General features: G+C 67.1%; 17 protein-coding genes. 12 read left to right on the top strand and 5 right to left on the bottom strand.

What is annotated here, in order from left to right; all coding sequences use genetic code 11:
* The first annotated feature begins 787 nt into the window (after window positions 1-787).
* The 6 genes from DA69_RS14680 (at window position 788) to DA69_RS04090 (ending at window position 3937) form a co-directional block, all read left to right on the top strand.
* A complete protein-coding gene (locus DA69_RS14680; RefSeq protein WP_167349633.1) occupies window positions 788-949 on the top strand; it encodes a hypothetical protein in 162 nt (53 codons plus the stop codon).
* Window positions 946-1176, top strand: coding sequence for a hypothetical protein (locus DA69_RS14505; RefSeq protein WP_145915891.1), 231 nt, complete (start codon window positions 946-948; stop codon window positions 1174-1176). The genes DA69_RS14680 and DA69_RS14505 overlap by 4 nt, the downstream gene beginning before the upstream one ends.
* Window positions 1173-1451, top strand: coding sequence for a hypothetical protein (locus DA69_RS04105; RefSeq protein ID WP_025977333.1), 279 nt, complete (start codon window positions 1173-1175; stop codon window positions 1449-1451). The genes DA69_RS14505 and DA69_RS04105 overlap by 4 nt, the downstream gene beginning before the upstream one ends.
* A 317-nt stretch (window positions 1452-1768) precedes the next feature.
* The gene (locus tag DA69_RS04100; RefSeq protein WP_025977334.1) at window positions 1769-2005 is read left to right on the top strand and encodes a DUF5961 family protein; all 237 of its coding nucleotides are present in this window, start codon (window positions 1769-1771) and stop codon (window positions 2003-2005) included.
* A gap of 69 nt (window positions 2006-2074) precedes the next feature.
* The gene (locus DA69_RS04095; RefSeq protein ID WP_025977335.1) at window positions 2075-2932 is read left to right on the top strand and encodes a Ku protein; all 858 of its coding nucleotides are present in this window, start codon (window positions 2075-2077) and stop codon (window positions 2930-2932) included.
* 426 nt (window positions 2933-3358) lie between these two features.
* Window positions 3359-3937, top strand: coding sequence for a DUF488 family protein (locus DA69_RS04090; protein WP_025977336.1), 579 nt, complete (start codon window positions 3359-3361; stop codon window positions 3935-3937).
* Window positions 3938-4129: 192 nt separating this feature from the next.
* Here DA69_RS04090 and DA69_RS04085 read toward each other — a convergent pair whose 3' ends face one another.
* The 5 genes from DA69_RS04085 to DA69_RS04065 form a co-directional block, all read right to left on the bottom strand.
* Window positions 4130-5290 (bottom strand): tyrosine-type recombinase/integrase, encoded by a 1161-nt coding sequence (locus DA69_RS04085; protein WP_235599210.1) that lies wholly within the window; start codon window positions 5288-5290, stop codon window positions 4130-4132.
* Window positions 5291-5747: 457 nt separating this feature from the next.
* Entirely contained in the window at window positions 5748-7874 is a 2127-nt protein-coding gene (locus DA69_RS04080; protein ID WP_025977337.1) for a M13 family metallopeptidase, read from the bottom strand.
* A 35-nt stretch (window positions 7875-7909) separates the two neighbouring features.
* Entirely contained in the window at window positions 7910-9727 is a 1818-nt protein-coding gene (locus tag DA69_RS04075; protein ID WP_025977338.1) for a DUF885 domain-containing protein, read from the bottom strand.
* Window positions 9728-9763: 36 nt separating this feature from the next.
* Window positions 9764-11833: a M13 family metallopeptidase gene (locus tag DA69_RS04070; RefSeq protein WP_029972536.1), complete on the bottom strand. Its 2070-nt coding sequence runs from the start codon at window positions 11831-11833 to the stop codon at window positions 9764-9766.
* A 54-nt stretch (window positions 11834-11887) separates the two neighbouring features.
* Window positions 11888-13606 (bottom strand): retropepsin-like aspartic protease, encoded by a 1719-nt coding sequence (locus DA69_RS04065; RefSeq protein ID WP_029972537.1) that lies wholly within the window; start codon window positions 13604-13606, stop codon window positions 11888-11890.
* Window positions 13607-13838: 232 nt separating this feature from the next.
* Between DA69_RS04065 and DA69_RS04060 the strand changes: the two genes are divergently transcribed.
* From DA69_RS04060 to DA69_RS04035, 6 genes are read left to right on the top strand one after another with little or no spacing between them, the layout of a single operon-like run.
* Window positions 13839-14651, top strand: coding sequence for a TrmB family transcriptional regulator (locus DA69_RS04060; protein WP_235599209.1), 813 nt, complete (start codon window positions 13839-13841; stop codon window positions 14649-14651).
* Window positions 14652-14666: 15 nt separating this feature from the next.
* Window positions 14667-16736, top strand: coding sequence for an alkaline phosphatase D family protein (locus tag DA69_RS04055; RefSeq protein ID WP_025977342.1), 2070 nt, complete (start codon window positions 14667-14669; stop codon window positions 16734-16736).
* Window positions 16737-16754: 18 nt separating this feature from the next.
* Window positions 16755-17663, top strand: a complete 909-nt coding sequence (locus DA69_RS04050) for a GNAT family N-acetyltransferase (RefSeq protein ID WP_145915890.1) — start codon at window positions 16755-16757, stop codon at window positions 17661-17663.
* Window positions 17660-18142: a YybH family protein gene (locus DA69_RS04045; RefSeq protein WP_082891432.1), complete on the top strand. Its 483-nt coding sequence runs from the start codon at window positions 17660-17662 to the stop codon at window positions 18140-18142. Before DA69_RS04050 ends, DA69_RS04045 begins: the two co-directional genes overlap by 4 nt.
* A 27-nt stretch (window positions 18143-18169) precedes the next feature.
* Entirely contained in the window at window positions 18170-20335 is a 2166-nt protein-coding gene (locus tag DA69_RS04040; protein WP_025977345.1) for a M3 family metallopeptidase, read from the top strand.
* Window positions 20332-21429, top strand: a complete 1098-nt coding sequence (locus DA69_RS04035) for a serine hydrolase domain-containing protein (RefSeq protein WP_025977346.1) — start codon at window positions 20332-20334, stop codon at window positions 21427-21429. Before DA69_RS04040 ends, DA69_RS04035 begins: the two co-directional genes overlap by 4 nt.
* Window positions 21430-21615: the final 186 nt, after the last annotated feature.

The raw sequence follows: 21615 nt of genomic DNA, 5'->3' as shown, positions 1-21615 counted from the left end.
GCGCCCGCGCGCGACAGTTTTGGCGAACGGTGTCGCCGCGCCGGGGTTCCTTATGTCGCCTGCCGGACAAAGCCCATCCTGAACGACCTGCCCGCGGGTCGCCGGGGCGGCGGGGGGGCGGGGGGGCGCCCGTAGCATCGAGCAGGCCGCGATCAAGCCTAAGCGCCGGGACACAGTTCCCCTTGACGCGACACTGGGGCGTCCCAAATAGCGCTCGCCTTCAACCTTCACTGGAGATGGTGGATGCGAACTGTCGTAGTGGAACCCTTTGGAGATGTCTGGTCCGTTCGCGTGGAGGATACCGAGCCCCAGCTATTCGCGCGAGGGCGGGAGGCTGAAAACGCCGCAAAAGGGATCGCGGAGAGGCTGGCTGCAGCGGGGGATCAGGTCGAGCTCCATTTGAGCTTGCGCAACGGACAGCTGGCCGGGCGCTTCGTGTGTCTTCCGCCGATCTCCGATGATGACAGCCCGCTCTTGGTCGGCGGCAGCTTGCTGGCGCGAGCGTCGCTGAAACGTAGCGCGGACGTGCCAGCCTAGATGAAGGAAGGCCCGCCCTCCGGGAGGGCGGGCTTCGACAACAGAACCGGAGCTCGGCGCTGGATCATACTGGCGCACCCAAGGCCATGTTTGCAGTTGAAAGGCGGCTCTACGCTCCGTGGGCGTCCGAGGACCGCGCTTTACGCCCCATTCATCCACCGCTCGTGAACCCCGCCACCCGCCGCCCCATTGTTCCTTTTTTGTTCTCGTGTAGGATTCCGGCCCGGGTCGGCTCTTGAGGAGAACGAACATGGAAACGAAACCCCCTGGCCCCGATGAGGCCTTCGCTCGCGATCTGCAGAAGTTGGACCGCAATCTCGAACAGCGCGAGCTCGCGGATATCCCGGCGCCGACGGTCGATCTGATCGTCGGCCTGGTCGCGGGTATGCGGCTCGTGGGGCGTTCTCAGTGAGCGACTTCTCCCCAACCCCCGCCGAGCTGCAACTCGCTCAAATGGTCGCCGTCTGGCGCCAAGGTGAGGCGGCAAAGCACGACCCAGTGCTGGTTAACATGCTGGCGCGTCATGCAGCGACCCTGAACGGCATCGCTCCGGGCGCTGCCGAAAAAGTGCAAGCCGCCTTTGAGGACATGCGCGCCCGTGGCGTTTCGCTGAGCGCCGCTGCCGGAGGCCGCCGATGACGCGATACAAGGGCATGTCCAGCAAGCAGGTTTTGGACGCGAACGATCTGGCGGAGCTGGATGACATCTACCGCCGGCTTCAAAGGCTGCACGGCCAGCTGAACCCGGTTTCGTGTCAGCGCTTCCCGCTGATGGCCGCCTCCGCCACTGTGAAAGCGGCCTGGACCGATCTCAGCGGCGCAGGCTCAAGCTGGAGCTATCCCTACGAAGGGATGGCTCGCGCAATCGCGAGGTCGAAGAGCGTGCTAGGGCCGCCGGATTCCACAACTGGCTGAGGCCGTGAGAGGATTGACCCGTGTGCACAACTACCGCCTGCACGTCCCCGCCAATCAACTCGATGAGCCGTTCCGCGACGCAGGACGGACCCTCGTGTTTTCGGGGCGGTCTGCCCAACCTGGCGCCGGCGGATTACCGGATCGGCCGCCCCTGTCGTCGCACTGGGCGCCGATGCTATTGCGTATGACGCCCTGGGCTTGGAAGAGCCCGGCGGGCAGACCGGTCTTGAACTTCCGCTAGGCCGCAGATCCGCCAGCCGAAGCCGAATCATGGAATCCTTTTCCATCTTCCTGCATTCAAACAGTCAGGAGCCGGAATGATCGAACCCGAACAGCATCGCTATTTCGCCTACGCCGAGGGCCTCGGCCAAGCGCACGGCCACGTTCTGGAAGCCGGCAGTTTTGAGGCTGCAGCTGTAGGCTACACCGAGCTCTACTCGCCGCCGGTCGATGCAGATGACGAGATTCGCGTCTTCGTGGTCGACCTTGAGGGCGGCCAGGAGCACTGCTTCGTCATCGATCTCGGAGACGGCCAGGCCGAACCCTGCAACTGAGCTCAGGGAGCGAATCACCGGGCCCGGTGTTGAGTCGGCGGCGCATGCGGCGCCCCCCGGAGGTCCGACATGGCTTATCGCCCCACCTGGCAGGGACACCTGCGCCTTTCCCTCGTGACATGCCCGGTGGCGCTTTACACGGCGACAAGCTCCGGCGGCGATGTGCGGTTCAATCTGATCAACCCCGAGACCAATAACCGCATTCGAATGGTGACGACCGACCCTGACACTGGACCTGTGGAGCGCTCGTCTCTGGTCAAGGGCTACGCGGTCGCCAAGGACGAGTACATTCTGCTGACCGACGAGGAGATCAAGTCGGTCAAGCTGGAGAGCACCAAAACGATCGACATCGAGCGCTTCGTCCCCGAGGAAGAGATCGACCGCCTTTATTGGGACAACCCCTACTATCTGGCGCCGGCGGGGGCCTTGGCCGAAGAGGCGTTCGGCGTCATCCGGGAAGCCATGAGGTCGGAAGGCAAGATCGCCCTCGGACGCGTGGTTCTTTCCACCCGGGAACGCCTGCTGGCGCTGGAGCCGCGCGACCAGGGAATCTTGGCCTATTCCCTGCGCACGCGCGACGAGGTCAGGCCGTCGCGGGACGTTTTCGGAGCCATTGCAGATCAGGCGCCCGACCCAGCCATGGTCGATATCGCTCGTCGGATCATCGAACAGAAAGCCGGCCCCTTCGATCCCGACCAGTTCGTCGACCGCTACGAGGAAGCGCTCAAGGCGCTCATCGCTGCGAAACAGAAGGGCCACAAGCCGATCCGCGCATCTGAGCCTGAAGATACGGACGTGGCGGACCTTATGGCCGCATTGCGCGCCAGCCTGGACAGCGGCGCTTCGCCTCGTCGTCGGGCCGGCGCCAAGAGCTCCGTGGCGCCGGCGAAAGCGCGTCGGACCACGCCGCGCCGCAAGGTCGGCTAGGGGCTGCTGCGCCGCAGGTTAAAGCCTCGAAACCGTCCACGTCGCCCATCTCGGCCTCCCGGATTTCGATGCTAAGGGCCAGGCGCTACCGGGGCGGGTTGACCAATGCGGCGCCTGCGCGATTTGAGCGAGGCCTATCGCCCGGGCGATTAGGGGAGCGGCGGGAACGAAGTCGGCGAAGCCTGATTGTCCTTCAAGGAGATCAGGGAATGGCCAAAACTCTAATCGGGGGCGATCACGTCAACTGGGATCCGGAAACGGTCAAGTGACAGGCAGGATCCGAAGACTCCACACTGGAGAGTACGCTTTCACGAGCCAGGCGTACCCCCGTTCGGCCGCTAAGCTTTTCTGTGAGATCACGACCGGCGAAACGAACGATATCGATGGCGACACGAGCGCCTTTCTGCAACACGCGCGACACGATGAATGACGCAGACCTTCTACACGATCGGACATTCGAACCGGAGCTTTGAGGATTTCGTCGGGCTGTTGCAGGAGTCGCAGATCAGGCGGGTGGTGGACGTTCGCAAGATTCCCATGTCCAGAGCCAATCCTCAGTTCAACCAAGGAACCCTTTCTGCCGCGCTGGAAGCGTTTCAGATTTCCTATGAGCATAGCGTTTCTCTCGCCGGCAGGCGCGGAAAAGTCGGCGGCCTGGCGGAAGATGTTAACGGACTCTGGCGCAACAGGAGCTTTCATAACTACGCCGACTACGCCCTCTCACAGGCCTTTGTTGAAGGACTGGAAAGCCTGATCGAGGCAGGCCGCCGTCAACGCTGCGCCGTCATGTGCGCCGAGGCGGTCTGGTGGCGGTGCCATCGCAGGCTCATCGCCGACAACCTGCTCGCTCGCGGCGCGACGGTCCTGCACATCATGGGAAGCGGCCGTCTGGAACCGGCTCGACTTACCACCGGGGCGCGCGTCATAGACGGGACGGTCGTCTACCCGCCAGACAGGGATAGCATCGCCCCGCATGGGGGGCCACGACGCCGGAGACTTGCGTGACAGCAGTCGACGGGAATACACCTGCGCCGCATTGCGATACTAGCCGCCATTGCGTGAAAATATTGGCTCGTGATCATTACCCACAAAAGCTCGATGTTCTCACGTCCATTGCCTGAACCTGGCGCCGTCGATAGCCACAGCTAAGACGATAATCCTCTCAAATGCGTCTATTCTTTTCGGCGATGACTTAAATCACTGAGTCCCGTTGAAGAAAGCGGCCCAGTCCTCCATCAACTGATATCGCTTAGCCATCATATCGCCTCGACGATAGGCAGCTTCGACCTTGTTATTTACGGTATGCGCCAGAGCCATTTCTGCTGCTTCCTGCGGGTACGTAGTACGTTCGGACACCCAGTCACGGAAAGTGGATCGGAATCCATGAGGTACGGCCGGTATTTTCATGCGCCTGAGCACGGAAGACAGCGTCATATCTGAAAGCGGTTGACCGCTTGATCCTGGGAATACCAGGTCTATGCCAGCCCATTTGGGCGTGGCCTTCAGAAGACTGAGCGCTGAACCAGAAAGTGGAACTCGGTGCACCCTCCCCGCCTTCATTCGCTCTGCTCCAATGGTCCAGAGGCGCCGATCGAGATCGATCTCTGACCAAAGCGCACCTCTTACCTCGCCGGATCGTGCCGCAGTGAGGATAGCAAACTCCAACGCCCGGGCGCCCGACCCTGACACGCCGCGCAACTTCGTCATGAATTCCGGCAACTCGTCAATCGGCAAAGCTCTGTGATGAACGACCTTCTTCACCCTCGAAGGCTTGGCCAATAGTTTGTCCAGATGGCCGCGCCATCTCGCAGGGTTTGGTCCGGAGCGGTATGCACGGGCTGTCGCCCAATCGAGCACCATTTCCAATCGTCCTCTAAGCCGACTGGCCGTCTCCGTCTTCGTGGTCCAAATGGGATCCAGTATCTCCATCACGTGCGACAGGGCGACTTCCTCGACGCCGAGATTTCCGATCACCCCGTACACATATTTTTCGAGCGTCGCCGCCCATTGCGCTCGATGTTTGGGGTTTTTCCAGCTTGCCTCATGCGCTGCTACGTAGGCTTCAGCGGCAGCCCGGAAGGTGATGCCCGCGGTCCTAGTAGTCTTGAGAGCGTTTCGTGCTGCTCGCGCCGTTTCAATGGGATCGACGCCGCGGCGGATCTGATCACGGGCGTCCCGCGCCGCTTCCCGCGCCTTCGCAAGCGTCACATCGGGAAAGCCGCCTAGCCCCATCTCCCTACGCTTCGAGCCTATCGTGACCCGTAGCACCCAGGTCCTGCCGCCGGTCGGCAACACCTGCAAGGCTAGTCCCGCGACCCCGCCGACAAAATGCAGGCCGGGTTCGCGCAGTCTCGACACGGACAGAGGGCCAAGCTCTTGAGCCTTTCGGGGCATTTTACACCCATCAACCAACCCATCAAAAAATCTGCGCCTGAGTGATAACCGATGAAACGTCCTGAGGCCAATCAATACAGGCTACGGCTGGGTTTGAGCGGCGTGAGCATTCCGCTGAAATGGCTTGAAATAGCGCTCCCGCTGACACCCTGTCCGCCACACACATTGTTTTTATTGAACTTTTCCTGCCCCCGAATTACCCATCTGAGTTTACTTGGGGCGAGGCCGCGGCGGCGGTTCATAGGCTGTGCAGCAGCATAATCGCCCAAAGAAACTGCCGCACATCCAGAGTACGCGGCGCCACTGGCGACCTCACATCACGGAAATCAGGTTCCTGACTAGCCGTGCAGGGCATGTTCCGATGACGGATCGAAGCGCCCCTCACGGCTAGTCTGCTCGTAATGACTAGCGAGCTACGGAATCACCAAATCCTCACGCGATCGGCCGGTTTAAGGTAAAAGCGCGTGCCGGATTTGATTTTGAAAGCATCATACCAGGCGTCGACGTTTCTAACGGATCCGATGACACGGTACTCGGGCGGACTATGCGGCCCCCGCGCGATCTGGTTCTTCAGCGCATCCTCGCGATACTTCGATTGCCAGACCTGAGCCCAACCGTAGAAGAAGCGCTGGTCGCCGGTGACGCCGTCGATCACCGGCGCCGGCTGGCCCTTCAACGACAGGTGGTAGGCCTCAAGCCCGACCGCCGTGCCGGCGGCGTCGCCGATGTTCTCGCCCATGGTCAGGCTACCCTGAATGTGGAAACCCGGTAGAGGCTCGAACTCGTCATACTGGGCGCCCAAGCGCGCGGTCAGACCATCGAAATTGGCCTTGTCCTCGTCCGTCCACCAGTTGCGCAGAACGCCGTCGCCGTCAGACTTGGAGCCCTGGTCGTCGAAGCCGTGGCCGATCTCGTGACCGATGACGCCGCCGATGCCGCCGTAGTTGACGGCCGGGTCCGCGTCCGGATCGAAGAAGGGCGGCTGCAGGATGGCCGCGGGGAAGGCGATTTCGTTGTTCACTGAGCTGTAATAGGCGTTCACCGTCTGGGGAGTCATTCCCCATTCCTCCTTATCCACGGGCCGGCCCAGCCTCGATACGTCGTCTTGCCATTCGAAGCGCGCCAGCCTCTGAGCATTGCCGAACAGGTCGTCGGCCTTGATCTCGAGGCCCGAATAGTCTCGCCACTTGTTCGGGTAGCCGATCTTGACGGTGAATTTCTGCAGCTTCTCCTGAGCCGCCGCCTTGGTCTCGGCGCCCATCCAGGTCAGGTTGTCGATGCGGTGCGACAGGGCGGTGCGCAGGTTGGCGACCAGTTCTTCCATCTTGGCCTTGGATTCGGCCGGGAAGTATTCGGCGACGTACAGACGACCCGCCGCCTCGCCCAGGGCGCCTTCGGCGAAGCTGATGGCGCGCTTCTCGCGGCTGCTTTGCTCCGGTTGCCCGTCCAAATCTCTATACCGAAACTCCCAGTGAGCGTCGGCAAAGCGTTGCGAAAGATAGGGAGCGGCCGCGTCCGCAGTGTGGAACGCCTGCCAGGCCTGAAGGGTGGCCACCGGCGTCTGGGCGAAGACGGCGGCGATCTTGGGCATGGCCGTGTTCTGACGCACGATCAGGCGGTCGATCGAGCCCAGGCCGGCGGCGTTGAAATAGCCGTTCCAGTCAAAGCCCGGCGCATCGGCGGCCAGGGCCTGGATCGAGTATTCATTATAGGTCTTATCGCGATTGCGGTTCTCGATCGGGGTCCAGTGGGCCTGGGCGATCCGATCTTCCAGGGCGACGACGGCGGCCGCCGAACCGGCCGGGTCGGCCCAGCCGATGTGGGTCAGCATCCGCTCGATATAGGCCTGATACTTCTCCTTCTTGTCGGCGAACCGGGCGTCCAGATAGTAGTCGCGGTTGGGCAGCCCCAAGCCGCCCTGGCCCGTCGTCACGGCGTAGCGGGTCGGATTCTTCTGGTCGATGGTGATGCCGGTGCCAAAGAAGGAGCCGCCCACGCGGCCCTGGGTCTGGCCCATGTAGGCGGCGATCTTCTCATGGGTGTCGGCGGCGCGGATAGCGGCCAGATAGGGGGCCAGCGGCTGGGCTCCCAACGCCTCGATGCGGGCCTCGTCGATGAAGGCGCGGTAGGCGTCGGCGATCTTCTGCTCGTCCGAACCGGGGGCCAGGTCGGTGCGCGCGGCCAGATCCGTGACCAGCTTCTTCATGCGGTTGTCGGACAGTTCGCGCAGCAGGGCGAACGAGCCGTAAGAGGTGCGGTCCGAGGGGATGGTCAGTTGATCAACCGCCGCGCCATTAGCGTAGCGGAAGAAGTTGTCGCCAGGATCGACCGAGGTGTCGCGGCCCGACAGGTCGAAGCCCCAGGTCCCGTATTTCGGCGCCTCCGTGCCCTGCCAGCCCGAGGCGCCGCCTTGCGCCGCCGGCGTCTGGAACAATTCGAAGACGCTGCACGCCTGGTCAATGCAGGCGTGATCATGTCCATCCTGAGCCAAGGCGGCGGCCGGCGCCAGAAGCGCGGCGGCGGCCGCCCCTGCGAGCAGTACTCTCATCAAGTCGATCCTTTGCTAATGTAGAGCTCTTCAGCTCACGTTGATGCGTTGAGGTGCGACGCCAGCACCGTCATGGGCATCGGTCCGGACATCACGACGCGGTCGTGGAAGGTCTTGAGCGAGAAGCCGCGACGGCGCTCGGCCTCGGCCCGCAGGCGGGCGATCTCGATCTCGCCCAGCTTGTAGGCGCAGGCCTGGCCAGGCGCGGCGCAGTAACGTTCGATCTCGCGCGCCGCGCGGTTTTCGGGCTCGGCGGCCGTGGCGGTCATGTAGCGGATCGCCTCCTCGCGGCTCCAGCCCTTGGCGTGCAGGCCGGTGTCGACCACCAGGCGCGCGGCGCGGAACAGGAAGCTCTGCAGATAGCCGATGCGGCCGAAGGGATCGTCGTCGTAGAAGCCCATCTCGTCGGCCAGCCGCTCGGCGTAGAGGCCCCAACCCTCGGAATAGGCCGAGAAGCCGGTCAGACGGCGATAGAGCGGCAAATCCCCCGCCTCGCGCGCCAGGGCGCCCTGGAACAGGTGGCCGGGCGCCGCCTCGTGATAGGTGAGGGTCCTCAGGCTCCAGCGCGGCCAGTCCGCCGTGTCCTTCAGGTTGATGTAGTAGATGCCCGGCCGCGTCCCATCCAGGCTGCCCGCCGAGGCGTAGCCGCCCGGCGCGCCGCCCTCGATCTCGACGGGGATGCGGCGGATCTCAAAGCCGCCGCGCGGTACGGTGGCGAACACTTCGGGCATGCGGGCCCGGACCCGCGCCATCTCGGTTTCCAGATAGGCCAGAAGCTCGGCGCGCCCGGCGTCCGTATTGGCGAAGAGGAAGCGCGGCTCGCGGTTCAGGGCGGCGACCCGCTCGCCCACCGTGCCCTTGGTGTAGCCCTGAGCCTTCAGCAGGCCGTCGAGGCGGCCGGTCAGCTCGGCCACCTGATCGCGGCCGATGCGGTGAATCTCGTCCGCCGAATAGGCCGTGGTCGTATAGGTCTTCAGGTTCAGCGCATAATAGGCCTCGGGGTCCGGCAGGCGCGTGCCGATCCCGGCGTCGTGGACGGCGCGGGCGCGATGGCGCTCCAGGGCCGCGATCTGGCGCGTCAGAGCCTGACGGATCGGCCCCTCGAACAGGGCGACGGCCGCCGCCTCGGGATTGGCCAGCCCCTGTTCGCGCGCGCGGCGCGTGAGAGAGCGGATCATGGCCTTGTCCTTAGCCTGGCCGTCGCGCAGGGCCTTCAACTGGGCCAAGGCGCCGTCCAGCAGGAAGTCGGGCGGCACGATCCCAACGGCGGCGTTGGCCTCAGCCCGCTCGGTGTCCTGATCCAGGGCCTTGGCGAAGGCGGCCATGCGCGACAGGGCGGCGTCGACGTCCTGGGCCGTCTTCACCGGATGCTGGGCGTCCAGGAAGTCCGGCGTCATGGAATAGACGCCGCCGATCTGGCTGACGATGTAGGGGCTTTCGCGCCAGCCTTCGGACTTGTGGAAGGGGAAGGCCCGATAGGCCGCCGTGCACTCCAGCTGGAACAGGGCGATGTCGCGGCTCAAGCGAGCCTCGGGGGAGAGGGACGCCGGATCGACCGCGCGCACGGCGGCCAGGTCGGCCGCCGCCTTGTCACGGCCCTCCACGGCCGCGGCCTGCGATCGGTCGGCCAGCTTGAAGCGCTGGGTCGCGCGCGCGCCGACATCCAGGCCGAGGCCCGTCACCAGTTCGGGAGCCCGGTCCAGCCAGGCCTGAAGCTGGGCGTCCAAAAGGGCGTCCAACTGCGCGTCCCCGTCCTTCGCCCCCGCCCAGACCGGGCCGGCGGCGGCCGCCAGCGCCAGGCCCGAGCCCGCCGCCAGCACGCCGCGCCGGTTCATGCGCCTTGCGTCAATCATGAGTACTCTCCCCCTCTTTCTCGTTTCAGCTTCCGCTCACCACACCGGCACGCGCTTGGCCGGCGCGAGGTACAGCGCCTCGCCAGCCTGGACGTCAAAGGCGGCGTACCAGGCGTCCAGATTGCGCGCGGCGTCGGCGCGATAGGGGCCAGGCGCGTGCACGTCGGTCAGCAGACGGCGGCGCAGGGCTGCGTCACGGTAGCGGCTGCGGTAGTTCTGGGCCCAGCCCAGGAAGAAGCGCTGGTCGCCGGTGAAACCGTCCAGCACCGGCGCCTCGGCGCCCTTCAGCGACAGCTTCCAGGCGTCGTAGGCCGCCGACAGGCCCGCCACGTCGGCGATGTTCTCACCCAGGGTCAGCCGCCCGTTCACCTGGGCGTCGGGGAAGGGCTTGTAGGCGTCGTACTGGGCGATCAGCAGGTCGGTGGCGGCGGTGAAGCGCGCCTTATCCGACGCCGTCCACCAGTCGCGCAGCCGCCCGCGCGCGTCGAACTGAGAGCCCAGGTTGTCGAAGCCGTGGGTGATCTCATGGCCGATCACCCCGCCGATGGCGCCGTAGTTGACCGCCGGGTCGGCGTTCGGGTCGAAGAAGGTCGGCTCCAGGATGGCCGCCGGGAAGATGATGGAGTTCTGCGAGGGGGCGAACAGGGCGTTCACCTCCTGCGGGACCATGAACCAATCGCCGCGATCGACCGGCTGGCCCAGCTTGGCCAGCTGGCGGCGGTATTCGAGCAGGCTCGACCGCTCGAGATTGCCGAAGGCGTCGTCGGCCCGCACCGTCAGGCTGGAATAGTCGCGCCATTTGTCAGGATAGCCGACGCCGACGCGCATGGACTTCAGCTTGGCCTGGGCCTCGGCCTTGGTTTCGGGCGACATCCACTCCAGCCCCTCGATGCGGCGGGCGAAGGCGGCCTTGATGTTGGTCACCATGGCCTCGACTTCGGCCTTGGCCTGGGGCGGGAAATAGCGGGCGACGTACATGCGGCCCACGGCGTCGCCCAGCGCGCCGTTGGTGGCCGCCACCGCCTTCTTCCAGCGCGGCGACTGCTGCGGCGTACCCGACAGGGCCTGGCCGTGGAAGGCGAAATGCTGGTCGACGAAGGCCTTGGACAGCCAGGGCGCGGCGCGGTCCACGGCGTGGAAGGCCAGGTAGTCGCGCCAGGCCTCCATCGGTTCGGAGACGGCCAGGGCCGACAGGCCGGTCACCGCGTCGGTCTGCCAGACCTTGACCGTCTGCGGCTGGGCCAGGCCAGCGGCGGCGAAGAAGGCGTCCCAGTCCAGGCCCGGCGCGCGCTGGGCGAACTGGGCCTTGGTCCAGGTGTTGTTCGCCTTCTGCACGTCGCCGGTGTCCAGCTGGCTCCAGTGGCTGCGGGCGATGCGGGTCTCCAGCGCCATGACGCGGGCGGCGCGCTCGTCGGCCTTGTCGAGGCCCGCCAGGCGCAGGGTCGCGGCCACATGGGCCTGATACTGGCGGCGCAGATCGGCGAAGCGCGGGGCCGGGTCCAGGTAGTAGTCGCGGTCCGGCATCCCCAGCCCGCCCTGCATCAGATAGGGGGCGTAGCGTTCGGGCTCGTCCAGGTCCTGGGCCACCCACAGGCCCAGCGGCCGGTCGGTGTAGTAGTTGGTGGCGTTCAGCGGATCGACGTCGGCCCGCATCACCCCGCCCAGATAGGCCGACAGGCCCCGGCGGTCGTTCAGGGCGGCGATGCGCGCCAGCTCGGCCTGGATCGGCTGGACGCCCTTGGCCTCCGCTGCCGCCGCATCCATCAGGCTGGCGTAGAAGTCGGCCACCTTTGCGGCGTCCTTGTCCTTGCCGGCCCGCGCCTGGGTGATCAGCTCCAGCACCCGGCCGTCGGCCTTTTCGGCCAGGACGCCGAAGGTGTTCCACACCGAGCGGTCGGCTGGAATCTCGGTCATCTTGACCCAGCCGCCGTTGGCGAAGGCGAAGAAGTCGTCGCCGGGCCGCACCGCCCGATCCATGCCCGCGGCGTCGAAGCCGAAGGTCCCATAGACGGGAGCCTTACGCTCGGCCCGGCCCGCGTCGGGGCTGGAGCAGGCGGCCAGCAGGCTGAGCGCCGAAGCGGCGGCAAGGACGGTGCGCAGGTTCATCTTCACGGTTTCCTCCCGGTTGGATCCGGTTCTGTCGGGTGCGGCACCGAAGCGTCAGAAATAGTCGGCCAGGGTCAGGGCGCGGCGCTCGCCGCCCTCCAGCGTCAAGGTCACGGTGCGCCCGGCCGCAGCCTCGCCCCAGTGGTTCTCGGGGTCGATGCCGCCGCCGTCGATGTCGACGATGACGTCGCCCGCCTTCCATCCGCCCGCCTCGGCCGGAGAGCCCGGCGCGACGAAGCGGACGACGCGCTTGCCGTCGCGCACAATGGTGTTCAGGCCCGAGCGGTCGCGCGCCAACGGCCTGGCCATGTCCGGCCCGGGCTGCAGGAACAGCCGGTCGCCGCCGAAGTCGATCATCAGGCGAAAACGCGACAGGATCGGCATGCCGACGTTGGCCGCCGCGTCTTCGCGCGCCCACACGCCTTCGCCGCGCACGGTCGCCGGCACGCTCTCGAACACATGACCGCCTATGCTGAGGCTGTTCAGGTTGAACAGGACCGCCGGCGCCGCGCCGCCAACCCCGCCCGCCATGACGGCCGAGACCCGCCGTCCCTCCGTCAACCGCGCCTGCGCGGCGTAGCCCGGAAACAGGGCGATCGGCGTACCGTTGCCCAGGTCGAACATCGCCATGACGGTCGGGCCGTCCTCGATGACCACAGGCAGGGCGCGCAGGCCGTTGACCGGCGTCAAGGGCAGTTCGATCGTGCCCGGCGGCGGCGCGAAGGCGTCGGGCGCCACCAGACGAATTCGCCGCGCGGCGAAGTCGATGTCGGTGATCGCCTGGTTCATCATCTCCTTGCCCAGCAGAACCGGGACGGGGCGGCCCAGAGCCTGGGTGATCGGCGACAGGTCCATGACCGCCACGGTCACGCCCTTCAACTCCGCCCCGCCCAGACGCACGTCAAAGCCGGGCGCGATAGAGACTGTCTCGCTGCCGCCGGTGCCGATGGCGGTGACCCCGCCCTGACCGACCAGCCCGATCTTCTCGGCGAAGGCGCGGTCGACGACGGTGACCTCCGCCCCGCTGTCGAGCATGGCGTCGACCGTCTGGCCCTGGATGGTCACGGGGATGAAAAGGCGGCGCTGCGAGAACAACTCGAAATCCAGCCACCCGCTGTCCGTGCGGCCGGGATCGAAGCGGACCACCTGCACAGCCGCAGGCCGGGCGAAGACGGCGTCGTCCAGCGCCGGGTTCACCGTCAATCTGTCGATCGCAATGTGGCCGTCATTATTATCGTCGCTGTCGTCCACCGCCTGATGGAAGGGCATACGTACGCCGTCGACCCAGCGCCAATCGGAATAGAGGACGGTTCGGCTCTCGCCCGGCGCACTGACGCGCACGCCGCACAGGGCGCCGTCCATGCGATCGATGAGCAACTCGTAGAGCTGACGCCCCGCATCAGCCGCTACGGGCACACAGGCCCGCCCGTCCACATCTTCAGCCGCGCCTACTCTGGGACGCGCGCCGCGCGGCAGCCGGCCCAGCATCAGGGCGGCGGCGTTCAACGCCTCATCGGCCTGCTCGCGCGACAGGGTCTCGATCTGGCCGCTCATTGTGCGGCTCCAGCCCCCGAGCTCGGCGGCGCCCGTTTCTTCATGCACCGGCCCCAGCTCATCCGCTTGCCGATAGCGTCGTACGTCATCCGGGCCGACAGCGAGCCAAGCCCGCGTTACGCCCTGCAGGCCCGCGGTGGTCACCGTTCCAGACAAGCTGAGCCCCGTCAGGCCGTCCAAGGCGCTGCCGCCGCGCCAGGCGGCATGGCGCTTCAGCAAGGCCTCGGCGGACGGGGACGCTTCCGCAAGCGCAGGGACGGCGGTCGCCAGGACCGCGGCGGATAGGAGGAGAGCGGAAATCTTCATACGACGATAATGACTAGTAGCATCGACTAGTCGTCAAATGAGAAATCTGTAATGATGAAATTGTGTCGGCGACATTACGCCGATTTCACTTTCCATAGCAGCTAACGCAACTAGGTTTATGTTCATGTCGCCTGAAGAGACCCTCATGCCCCTGGGCTTCACCGAAACCGAAGCGCTCGCCTATTGCGAGCTGCAGCGCGCCGGGCCGTCGACCGGCTATCGGATCGCTCAGGGCATCGGTAAGGCGCAGGCCAATACCTACAAGGCGCTATCGACGCTGGTGCAGAAGGGCGCCGTCATCGATGACGGCGGCGAGCCCCGCGCGTTTCGGGCGGTGGCTCCGGATCAGCTGATCAGCGCCCTGAGAGGGCGTTTCACCGACCAGGTCCACGCCGCTGCTGACGCCTTGGCCCGGCTCAAGTCGCCCGAGCCCGAGGATCGCTACTATCAGCTTCGCTCGCCGGAGCAGGTCTGGACCCAGGCCGAGGCCATGATCGATGCGGCGACCGAGACGGTGCTGTTCGATTGCTTCCCGCAAGTCGAAGCGCGTCTGGCGCCTGCCTTCGCCCGGGCGGCGGCGCGCGGCGTCGCGGTCATGGGCATTGTCTATGACGAGGCGCACAGCCGCGCCCGCGACTATCAGGTCATCCGTTCGCGGACGGCGGAAGGCGTCCTGGCGCGCTGGCCGGGAGCTGCATTGCGATTGGCCTGCGACGCCTCCGAACATCTCCTCTGCCTGCTCGCTCACGACCTGTCTGAGGTCCGTAACGCCCTGTGGAGCGACAGCATCTATCTGGCGGTCCACGAACATTACGCCTTGGCGGCCGAGCTTCGTCTCCACGCCCTGCCGCTCACCGAACCCAAATTCGCACCTCAACTCTCCATCGCCGGCCTTCATCCGCCGGGGCTGCGCCGCTTGCTGGGCATGACCGCCGACAGCAGCGGCGCGGACTCATGACCAGGTTCCCTGACAATGCCTGCCGCCGACCGTCGTGAATTGCTCGCCGCCGCCGCGGCCTCCTTCGGGGCCGCCCTGGTCCTGGCCGGTCCTGTCCGCGCCGGATCGCGGGCTGTGCGTCCGGCGCCCGAGCGCTTCCCCCAGGGCGTGGCCTCGGGCGATCCGCAGCCGGACAGCGTCATCCTGTGGACGCGCCGACCGCCGGTCGCGGGACGGGACGGCGGCGCCCTGACCGTCGAGGCGGCCGAGGACGAGGGCTTCCGCCGCGTGGTCGCCCGGGCTTCGGTCACGCCGCTGGACGCCGCCGACTGGACCTGCCGGGCGCTGGTCGCCGGGCTGAAACCGGGGCGAGCCTACTGGTACCGCTTCATCGACGCCGACGGCGGGGCCAGCCGCACGGGCCGCACCTTCACCGCCCCGAACGAGGACGACATCGCGCCCGCCCGCTTCGCCTTCGTCAGCTGCCAGAACATCAACCTGGGCTACGCGACGCCCTATCGGCGCATGATCGCCGAGGACGCCGGCAAACCCGAGGCCGAGCGGCTGCGCTTCGTTCTGCACCTGGGCGACTTCATCTATGAGATGATCTGGTCGCCCAAGGACCAGCCGACCCTGCAGGGGCGCGCGGTGCGCGAGATCGGCCCCCTGCCGACCGGCGACCGCGTCGGGACCATCCAGGTTCCCACCACCGTGGCCGACTATCGCCATGTTTATCAGGCCTATCTGGCCGATCCCGACATCCAGGACGCGCGCGCCCTGTGGCCTTTCATCTGCGTCTGGGACAATCATGAGTTCTCGAACCGCTGTTGGCAGAGCCAGATCAACTACGACGGCTCGCGCCCGGCCCAGAGCCTGAAGGCGGCGGCCAACCAGGCCTGGTTCGAATACATCCCCGCCCGCGTGCGCGGCGACATTGAAGGGTTGAGGCGCTTCCTGCCGCCGGCGGTAAAGGACGCGCCGCTGACCGATTTCGACGCCGACGGCCTGTCGCATCAGGCGGACAATCAGGCGGCGATCAACAGCCTGCTGATCAACCGCGCCCTGCGCTGGGGCGCCAATGTCGAGCTGATCCTGACCGACAACCGCTCCTTCCGCTCGCAGGCGTCGGCCGAGCGGGCGGACGCCGCCCCCTTCGTCGTGCGCGGCTTCCCCTGGTATGCGGCCCAGGACGCGGTCGAGGCTCTGGACGCCGGCCGCGCCCTGCCCGGCGGCGCGCCCGACACGATCCGTTTCGGCGGCCAGGCCCTGCCCAACCCACGCCGCGACGCCTCTCCCGGCAGCATGCTGGGCGCCCGCCAGAAGGCGTGGCTGAAGGAGCGGCTGACCGGCTCGACCGCGCGCTGGAAGCTGTGGGGCAATTCGGTCGGCATGCTGCACCGGCGCACCGACTGGCAGAACCTGCCCGAGGGCGTCGAGGCCGATTGGCCGTCTGCAAGCTACGGCCTCTACGGCACGGACGACTGGTGCGGCTATCCGGCCGAGCGGCGCGAACTGCTGACCTTCCTCGAGGCCGAGGGCGTGACCAATGTCGCCACCCTGGTGGGGGACCGGCACAGCTTCTTCGCCGGCCTGCTGTCGCCGGACGTGCCCCCGCGCGACTATCGCCCGACGGCGGCCGAGTTCGTGGTCGGCTCCATCTCGACGCCGTCCAGCTTCGAGGCGGCCGAGGCGGCCCTGCCGCTGGACCGGCCGCTGTCGCCCGCCTATCTGCATCGCCCGGCCGCGGGCGGGTCGGTGCAGCCGGCCATGAACCTGGCGGTGCGCCACGGGGTGCGCGCCTGTTACGCGCTAAAGGCCACCGGCCGGGTCGAGGACGCCCTGGCCGCGTCCAACCCCGAGGTCGCCCCACACCTGGCCTTCGCCGACCTGGGCGGCCACGGCTACGCCGTCGTCGTCGCCGCGCATGACGCCCTGGAGGTCGAGTTCGTCGCCACGCCGCGCCCGACGCGCCCGGCCGAGGGCGAGGCGGGCATCCCCCTGGCCTATCGCGTGGCCCATCGCCTGCCAGCCTGGTCCCCCGGCCAGACCCCCCGTCTGCAGCGCATCCGCCAGGACGGCGTCGCCCCCCTTATTCTCGACATCTGACAACCGGAGCGCCCTGGCGTGAGACCCCCTTCGCTCGACTTCCATCCCGCCGACGTGCTGCCGCTGGGCGAACTGACCCTGCTGTGGCGCGAGATTTACGCCAACTATCCCGTCCCCCTGCCCTTCACCGAAGACGAACTCGAGCGCTTCATCTCCATGTCGGCCGTCGATCTGGGCCTCTCGCTGGTCGCAGTCGCGAACGACTTGCCCGTGGGCCTGTCCTTCGTCGCCGCCGCCGGAACAGAGGCCTGGATTGGCGGCTTCGGCGTGATCGACGCCCATCGGCGCACCGGCATCGGCCTGGCGCTGATGCGGCATCAGTGCCGCATTCTGGAGGGTTCCGGCGTGACCGAGACGCGCCTTGAGGTCATGACCGCCAATCGTGCGCGGCGGCTCTACGCCTCGGCCGGCTTCGTCGACCGCCGCCGCCTGCTCAGCTTCAACAGCCCCGCCATGGGCGGGGGCGCCGATCCTCTCGTGGTTCTTCAACCCGAGCTGCTGCCCGATCTTCATCGTCGGCTGCATATCGGGGTCAGCGCCGCCCCCTGGCAGCGCAACGAGGCCAACGTCATGCGCGCCGTCATGCGCGACCGGCTGACCCTGCTCGGCTGGCGCTCTGGCATGGGCATCGCCGCCTATGCCGTGGAGCAAAACTCGGGCGGCGTGTCCCGGCTGATCGACGTGGCGGCGGAAAGCAGCCATGCGGCCGAGGCCATCATCGCTTCCCTGGCCGCACGCGTCCGTGGACGCCGCCTCTGCGTCGGCGACGAGCCGGCGGACTCGCCCATCGCCCAGGCCCTGCGCCGCTTCGGCGCGGCGCCGCGCACTCAGAGATACGAGATGATGCGCCTCAGCGCCGAAACCCAGAACCAGGCGTCGACAAGCCCGGCGCCCCGCATCAAAGCCTTGCAGAGGTGCGCCGGATGAAAAGCGTCCTCAATCGACGTCTGGCCCTCACGATGGCGGCCGGCGCCGCCCTGCTGCCCGCCACGCGGGTCGCCGCGCGCGGCCCCGACGACCGCTGGGCCGAAGGGGTGTTCCAGCTGTATCGCGGCCTGATCAACAGCCACGACTTCGACCTGCTGGAACGCCACGTCATCGCGCCCGACGCCGTCTTCGTCTTCTCGGACCGGCGCGAGGAAGGCATCGCCGCCGTGCGCGCCGGGTTCGAGCGCACCTGGTCCATCCTGCCCGACGAGGTCTATCAGATGACCGATCCCAAGTGGCTGCTCGACGGCCCTGACGCGGCCGCCTGCGCCTTCCGCTACAGCTATAGCGGGACCCTGGCCGACGGCCGGCCGCTCAGCGGAGGCGGCCAGGGAATCAACCTGTTCCGTCGCGCCGAGGGGCGCTGGCGGCTGACCTTCGAACAACTGACGCCCGACACGCGCACGGCCAAGGCCTGATCGCGCCCCCATCACCCGGAGACCATGATGACGACTTCCACCGCCCTGTCGCGGCGCGGCCTTCTGGCCGCCTCGGCCGCCGCCTCCCTGTTCCTGACCGCCCGGCCCAGCGCGGCCTCGATCGGCGGCGTGACCTTCGTGCGCGACGCCGCCGCCCTGGCCGGCAATCCGGTCTATGCCCCCTGGCCCGGCCCGAACGGCGGGGTTCCGCCGTGGGACAAGGTCAAGGTCGAGCACCTGAAGCCCGCCCTGGTCCAGGCCATGCAGGACCAGTTGGCCAACATCGACCGCATCACCGCCAACCGCGCGACCCCGAACTTCGACAACACCGTGGCCGCCTATGAGGCCTCCGGCCGCGCGCTGGAGCGGGCAGGAACGATCTACAGCGTCCTGTCGTCCAGCCTGTCCACGCCGGAGTTCCGCGCCGTTCAGTCCGAGCTGGAAGCCCTGTTCGCCGCCCACGCCAACGCCATCAACCAGAACGCTGCCCTCTACGCCCGCATCAAGGCGGTCGAGGCGACGCGCGAGACGTCCAACCTGACGCCGGAGCAGCAGCGCGTCGTCTGGCTGCACCGCACCGACTTCATCCGCGGCGGCGCCGAACTGTCGCCCGCGGCCCGTATCCGGGTCGGCGAGATCAGCCAGGAACTGTCGCAGAAATTCACCGCCTTCCGCCGCAATCTGCTGGCGGACGAAGAGACCTGGATCGTCGTCGACGACCGCGCGGCCCTGCGCGGCCTGCCCGACGCCTTCATCGACGCCCTGGCCATGGCCGCCGAGGAGCGCGGGCTTAAGGGACGCTGGGCCATCGTCAACACCCGCTCGTCGGTCGATCCGGTGCTGACCTACGCCGACGACCGCGACCTGCGCCGCCGCGTCTGGACCGCCTTCATCATGCGCGGCGACAACGGCGACGCCAACGACAACAAGGCGCTGATCGCCGACATCCTGAAGCTGCGCCACGAGCGGGCGGGCCTGCTGGGCCACCCGACCCACGCCCACATGCGCTTGCACAACACCATGGCCCAGACGCCCGAGCGCGCCATGACGCTGCTGGAGCAGGTCTGGCGTCCCGCCGTCGCCCGCGTCCACGAAGAGGTCCGCGACATGCAGGCCCTGGCCGACGGCCAAGGCGCCGGGATCAAGATCGCGCCCTGGGACTACCGCTATTATCAGGAGAAGGTGCGCAAAGCGCGCTACGACCTCGATGAGGGCGAGGTGAAGGCCTATCTGCAGTTGGACAAGCTGCGCGAGGCTATGTTCTGGGCCGCGGGCCGCAACTTCGGCTGGACCATCGTTGCGGCCGACCTGCCCGTCTATCACCCCGACGTCACCGCCTGGCAGGTGAAGGACGCCCAAGGCCGCCACGTCGGCTATTTCTACTTCGACCCCTTCGCCCGCAGCGGCAAGCGGTCGGGCGCCTGGATGAACCAGATCCGCAGCCAGGAGCGCTTCGCCGGCGCCGTGGCCCCCGTCGTCTCCAACAACGAGAACTTCGTGAAGCCGGCGCCGGGCCGTCCAGCCCTGATCTCCTGGGACGACGCCACCACCCTGTTCCACGAGTTCGGCCACGGCATGCACGGCCTGGCCTCGGACGTCGCCTATCCGTCCGTCTCGGGCACCAATGTGCCGGGCGACTTCCTCGAGTTCCCGTCGCAGATGTGGGAGCTGTGGCTGTCGGACCGGCAGATCCTCAGCCGCTTCGCCCTGCATCACGAAACCGGCCGCCCGATGCCGAGCGAGCTGATGGACAAGGTCGAGCGCGCCCGCCACTTCAACCAGGGCTTCGCCACGGTCGAGTTCCTGGCCAGCGCCATCGTCGACATGCGTTACCACCTGGCCGAGACGCCGCCGTCCGACCCGGCCGCCTTCGAGAAGGCGGTGCTGGCCGAGATCGGCCTGCCGGACGAGTTGGTCATGCGCCACCGCAGCCCGCATTTCGGCCACATCTTCGCCTCCGACAGCTATTCGGCGGGCTACTACGCCTATCTGTGGGCCGACACCCTGGTGGCCGACGCGGGCGAGCGCTTCGCCAAGGCGCCGGGGGGCTTCTTCGATCCCGAACTGTCGCGCCGCTACTACGACATCGCCCTGAAGGTCGGGAACAGCCGCGATCCGGCCGAGACCTATCGGATGCTGATGGGTCGCGACGCCGATCCGGCGGCCCTGCTGCGCAAGCGGGGGTTCGCATGAGCCTGGCCGTCCTCGCCGCCGCGACCCTGCTGACCGCCTCGCCCGCCGAGGCGGAGCTGCAGGCGGCCGTCGCCGCCCTGCCCCGCTCCTCCGCCGTCCATCTGGAGGGGCGCTGCCTGCCCCAGGGCCGGGGCGCCGCCGTCGGCCTGGCCGACGCGGACGCCGGTCGCCCGATGACGGTCGACACCCCTCTGCGCATCGCCAGCAACACCAAGACCTTCACCGCCGCTACGGCCCTGCGCCTGTGGGAGCAGGAGCTGCTGGACCTGGAAGCGCCGATCGCGGGCCTGATCGACCCCCAGTTGGACGCCCTGTTGCGGGCGCGCGGCTATGACACCGGCCGGATCACGGTGCGCCATCTGCTGACCCACAGCGCAGGCCTTTATGACCACGGCTCGGACCCGCGCTTCACCCAGACCCTGTTCGGCGATCCCGAACGGCGCTGGTCGCGCGAGGACCTGGTGCGGTTGTCGATGAGTTACGCCGGGCCGCAAGGCGCGCCTGGCGAGAAATTCCTCTATTCCGACACCGGCTACATCCTGCTGGGCGACATGATCGAGCGGATCACCGGACAGTCACTGGCCGCCGCCGTGCGCGACCAGCTGAGCCTGGACCGCCTGGGCCTGGCCTCGACCTGGTGGGAGATCATGGAGCCGCAGCCGGAGACCGCGCCGGACCGCGCCCGCCAGTTTCTGGGCGAACGCGAGGCCACCGGCATCGACGCCTCCATGGACCTGTACGGCGGCGGCGGCCTGGTGATGTCGGCGCGCGACATGGCCCGCTTCATGGCCGCCCTGTTCGAGGGCCGCGTCTTCGCCCGGCCCGAGACCCTGGCCGAGATGACCCGGCCCGGCGCCCACCCCGGCGGCGACTACTACCGCATGGGGCTGATGGCCTACGGCGAGGGGCAGGCCCAGGCCTATTGGCACTCCGGCTTCTGGGGCACCGTCGCCTACTACAGCCCGGGCAAGGGCGTCGCCGTGGCGGGCGTCACCGTGAACCAGGACGGCTACCGCGCCCTGGACAAGCAGGTTCAGGCCCAGATCGACGGCTTCACCCCCGCCGTGCCCTGCCCAGGAGGGATGGGCCGCTGAAGAGCGGCCCTTCTCCAAGTAACGCTAAGACAAAATCATGCCTAAATACTGTAATATTACGCATAAAGATGCTATTTTGCATCACTAGTTCGAATTGAAATCGCCAATGACAATTGGTGTTGAAGTAATTTATTTGCAAAATAGCGTTCTCGATCTGCGCTTCTTCTGAAACGCAGACTTCAACCA

This window comes from Brevundimonas naejangsanensis, from assembly GCF_000635915.2.
In the GTDB taxonomy this organism is placed as follows: domain Bacteria; phylum Pseudomonadota; class Alphaproteobacteria; order Caulobacterales; family Caulobacteraceae; genus Brevundimonas; species Brevundimonas sanguinis.
Note: the sequence above shows the minus strand (reverse complement) of the source record. Positions and strands in the feature narration are given on the sequence as shown.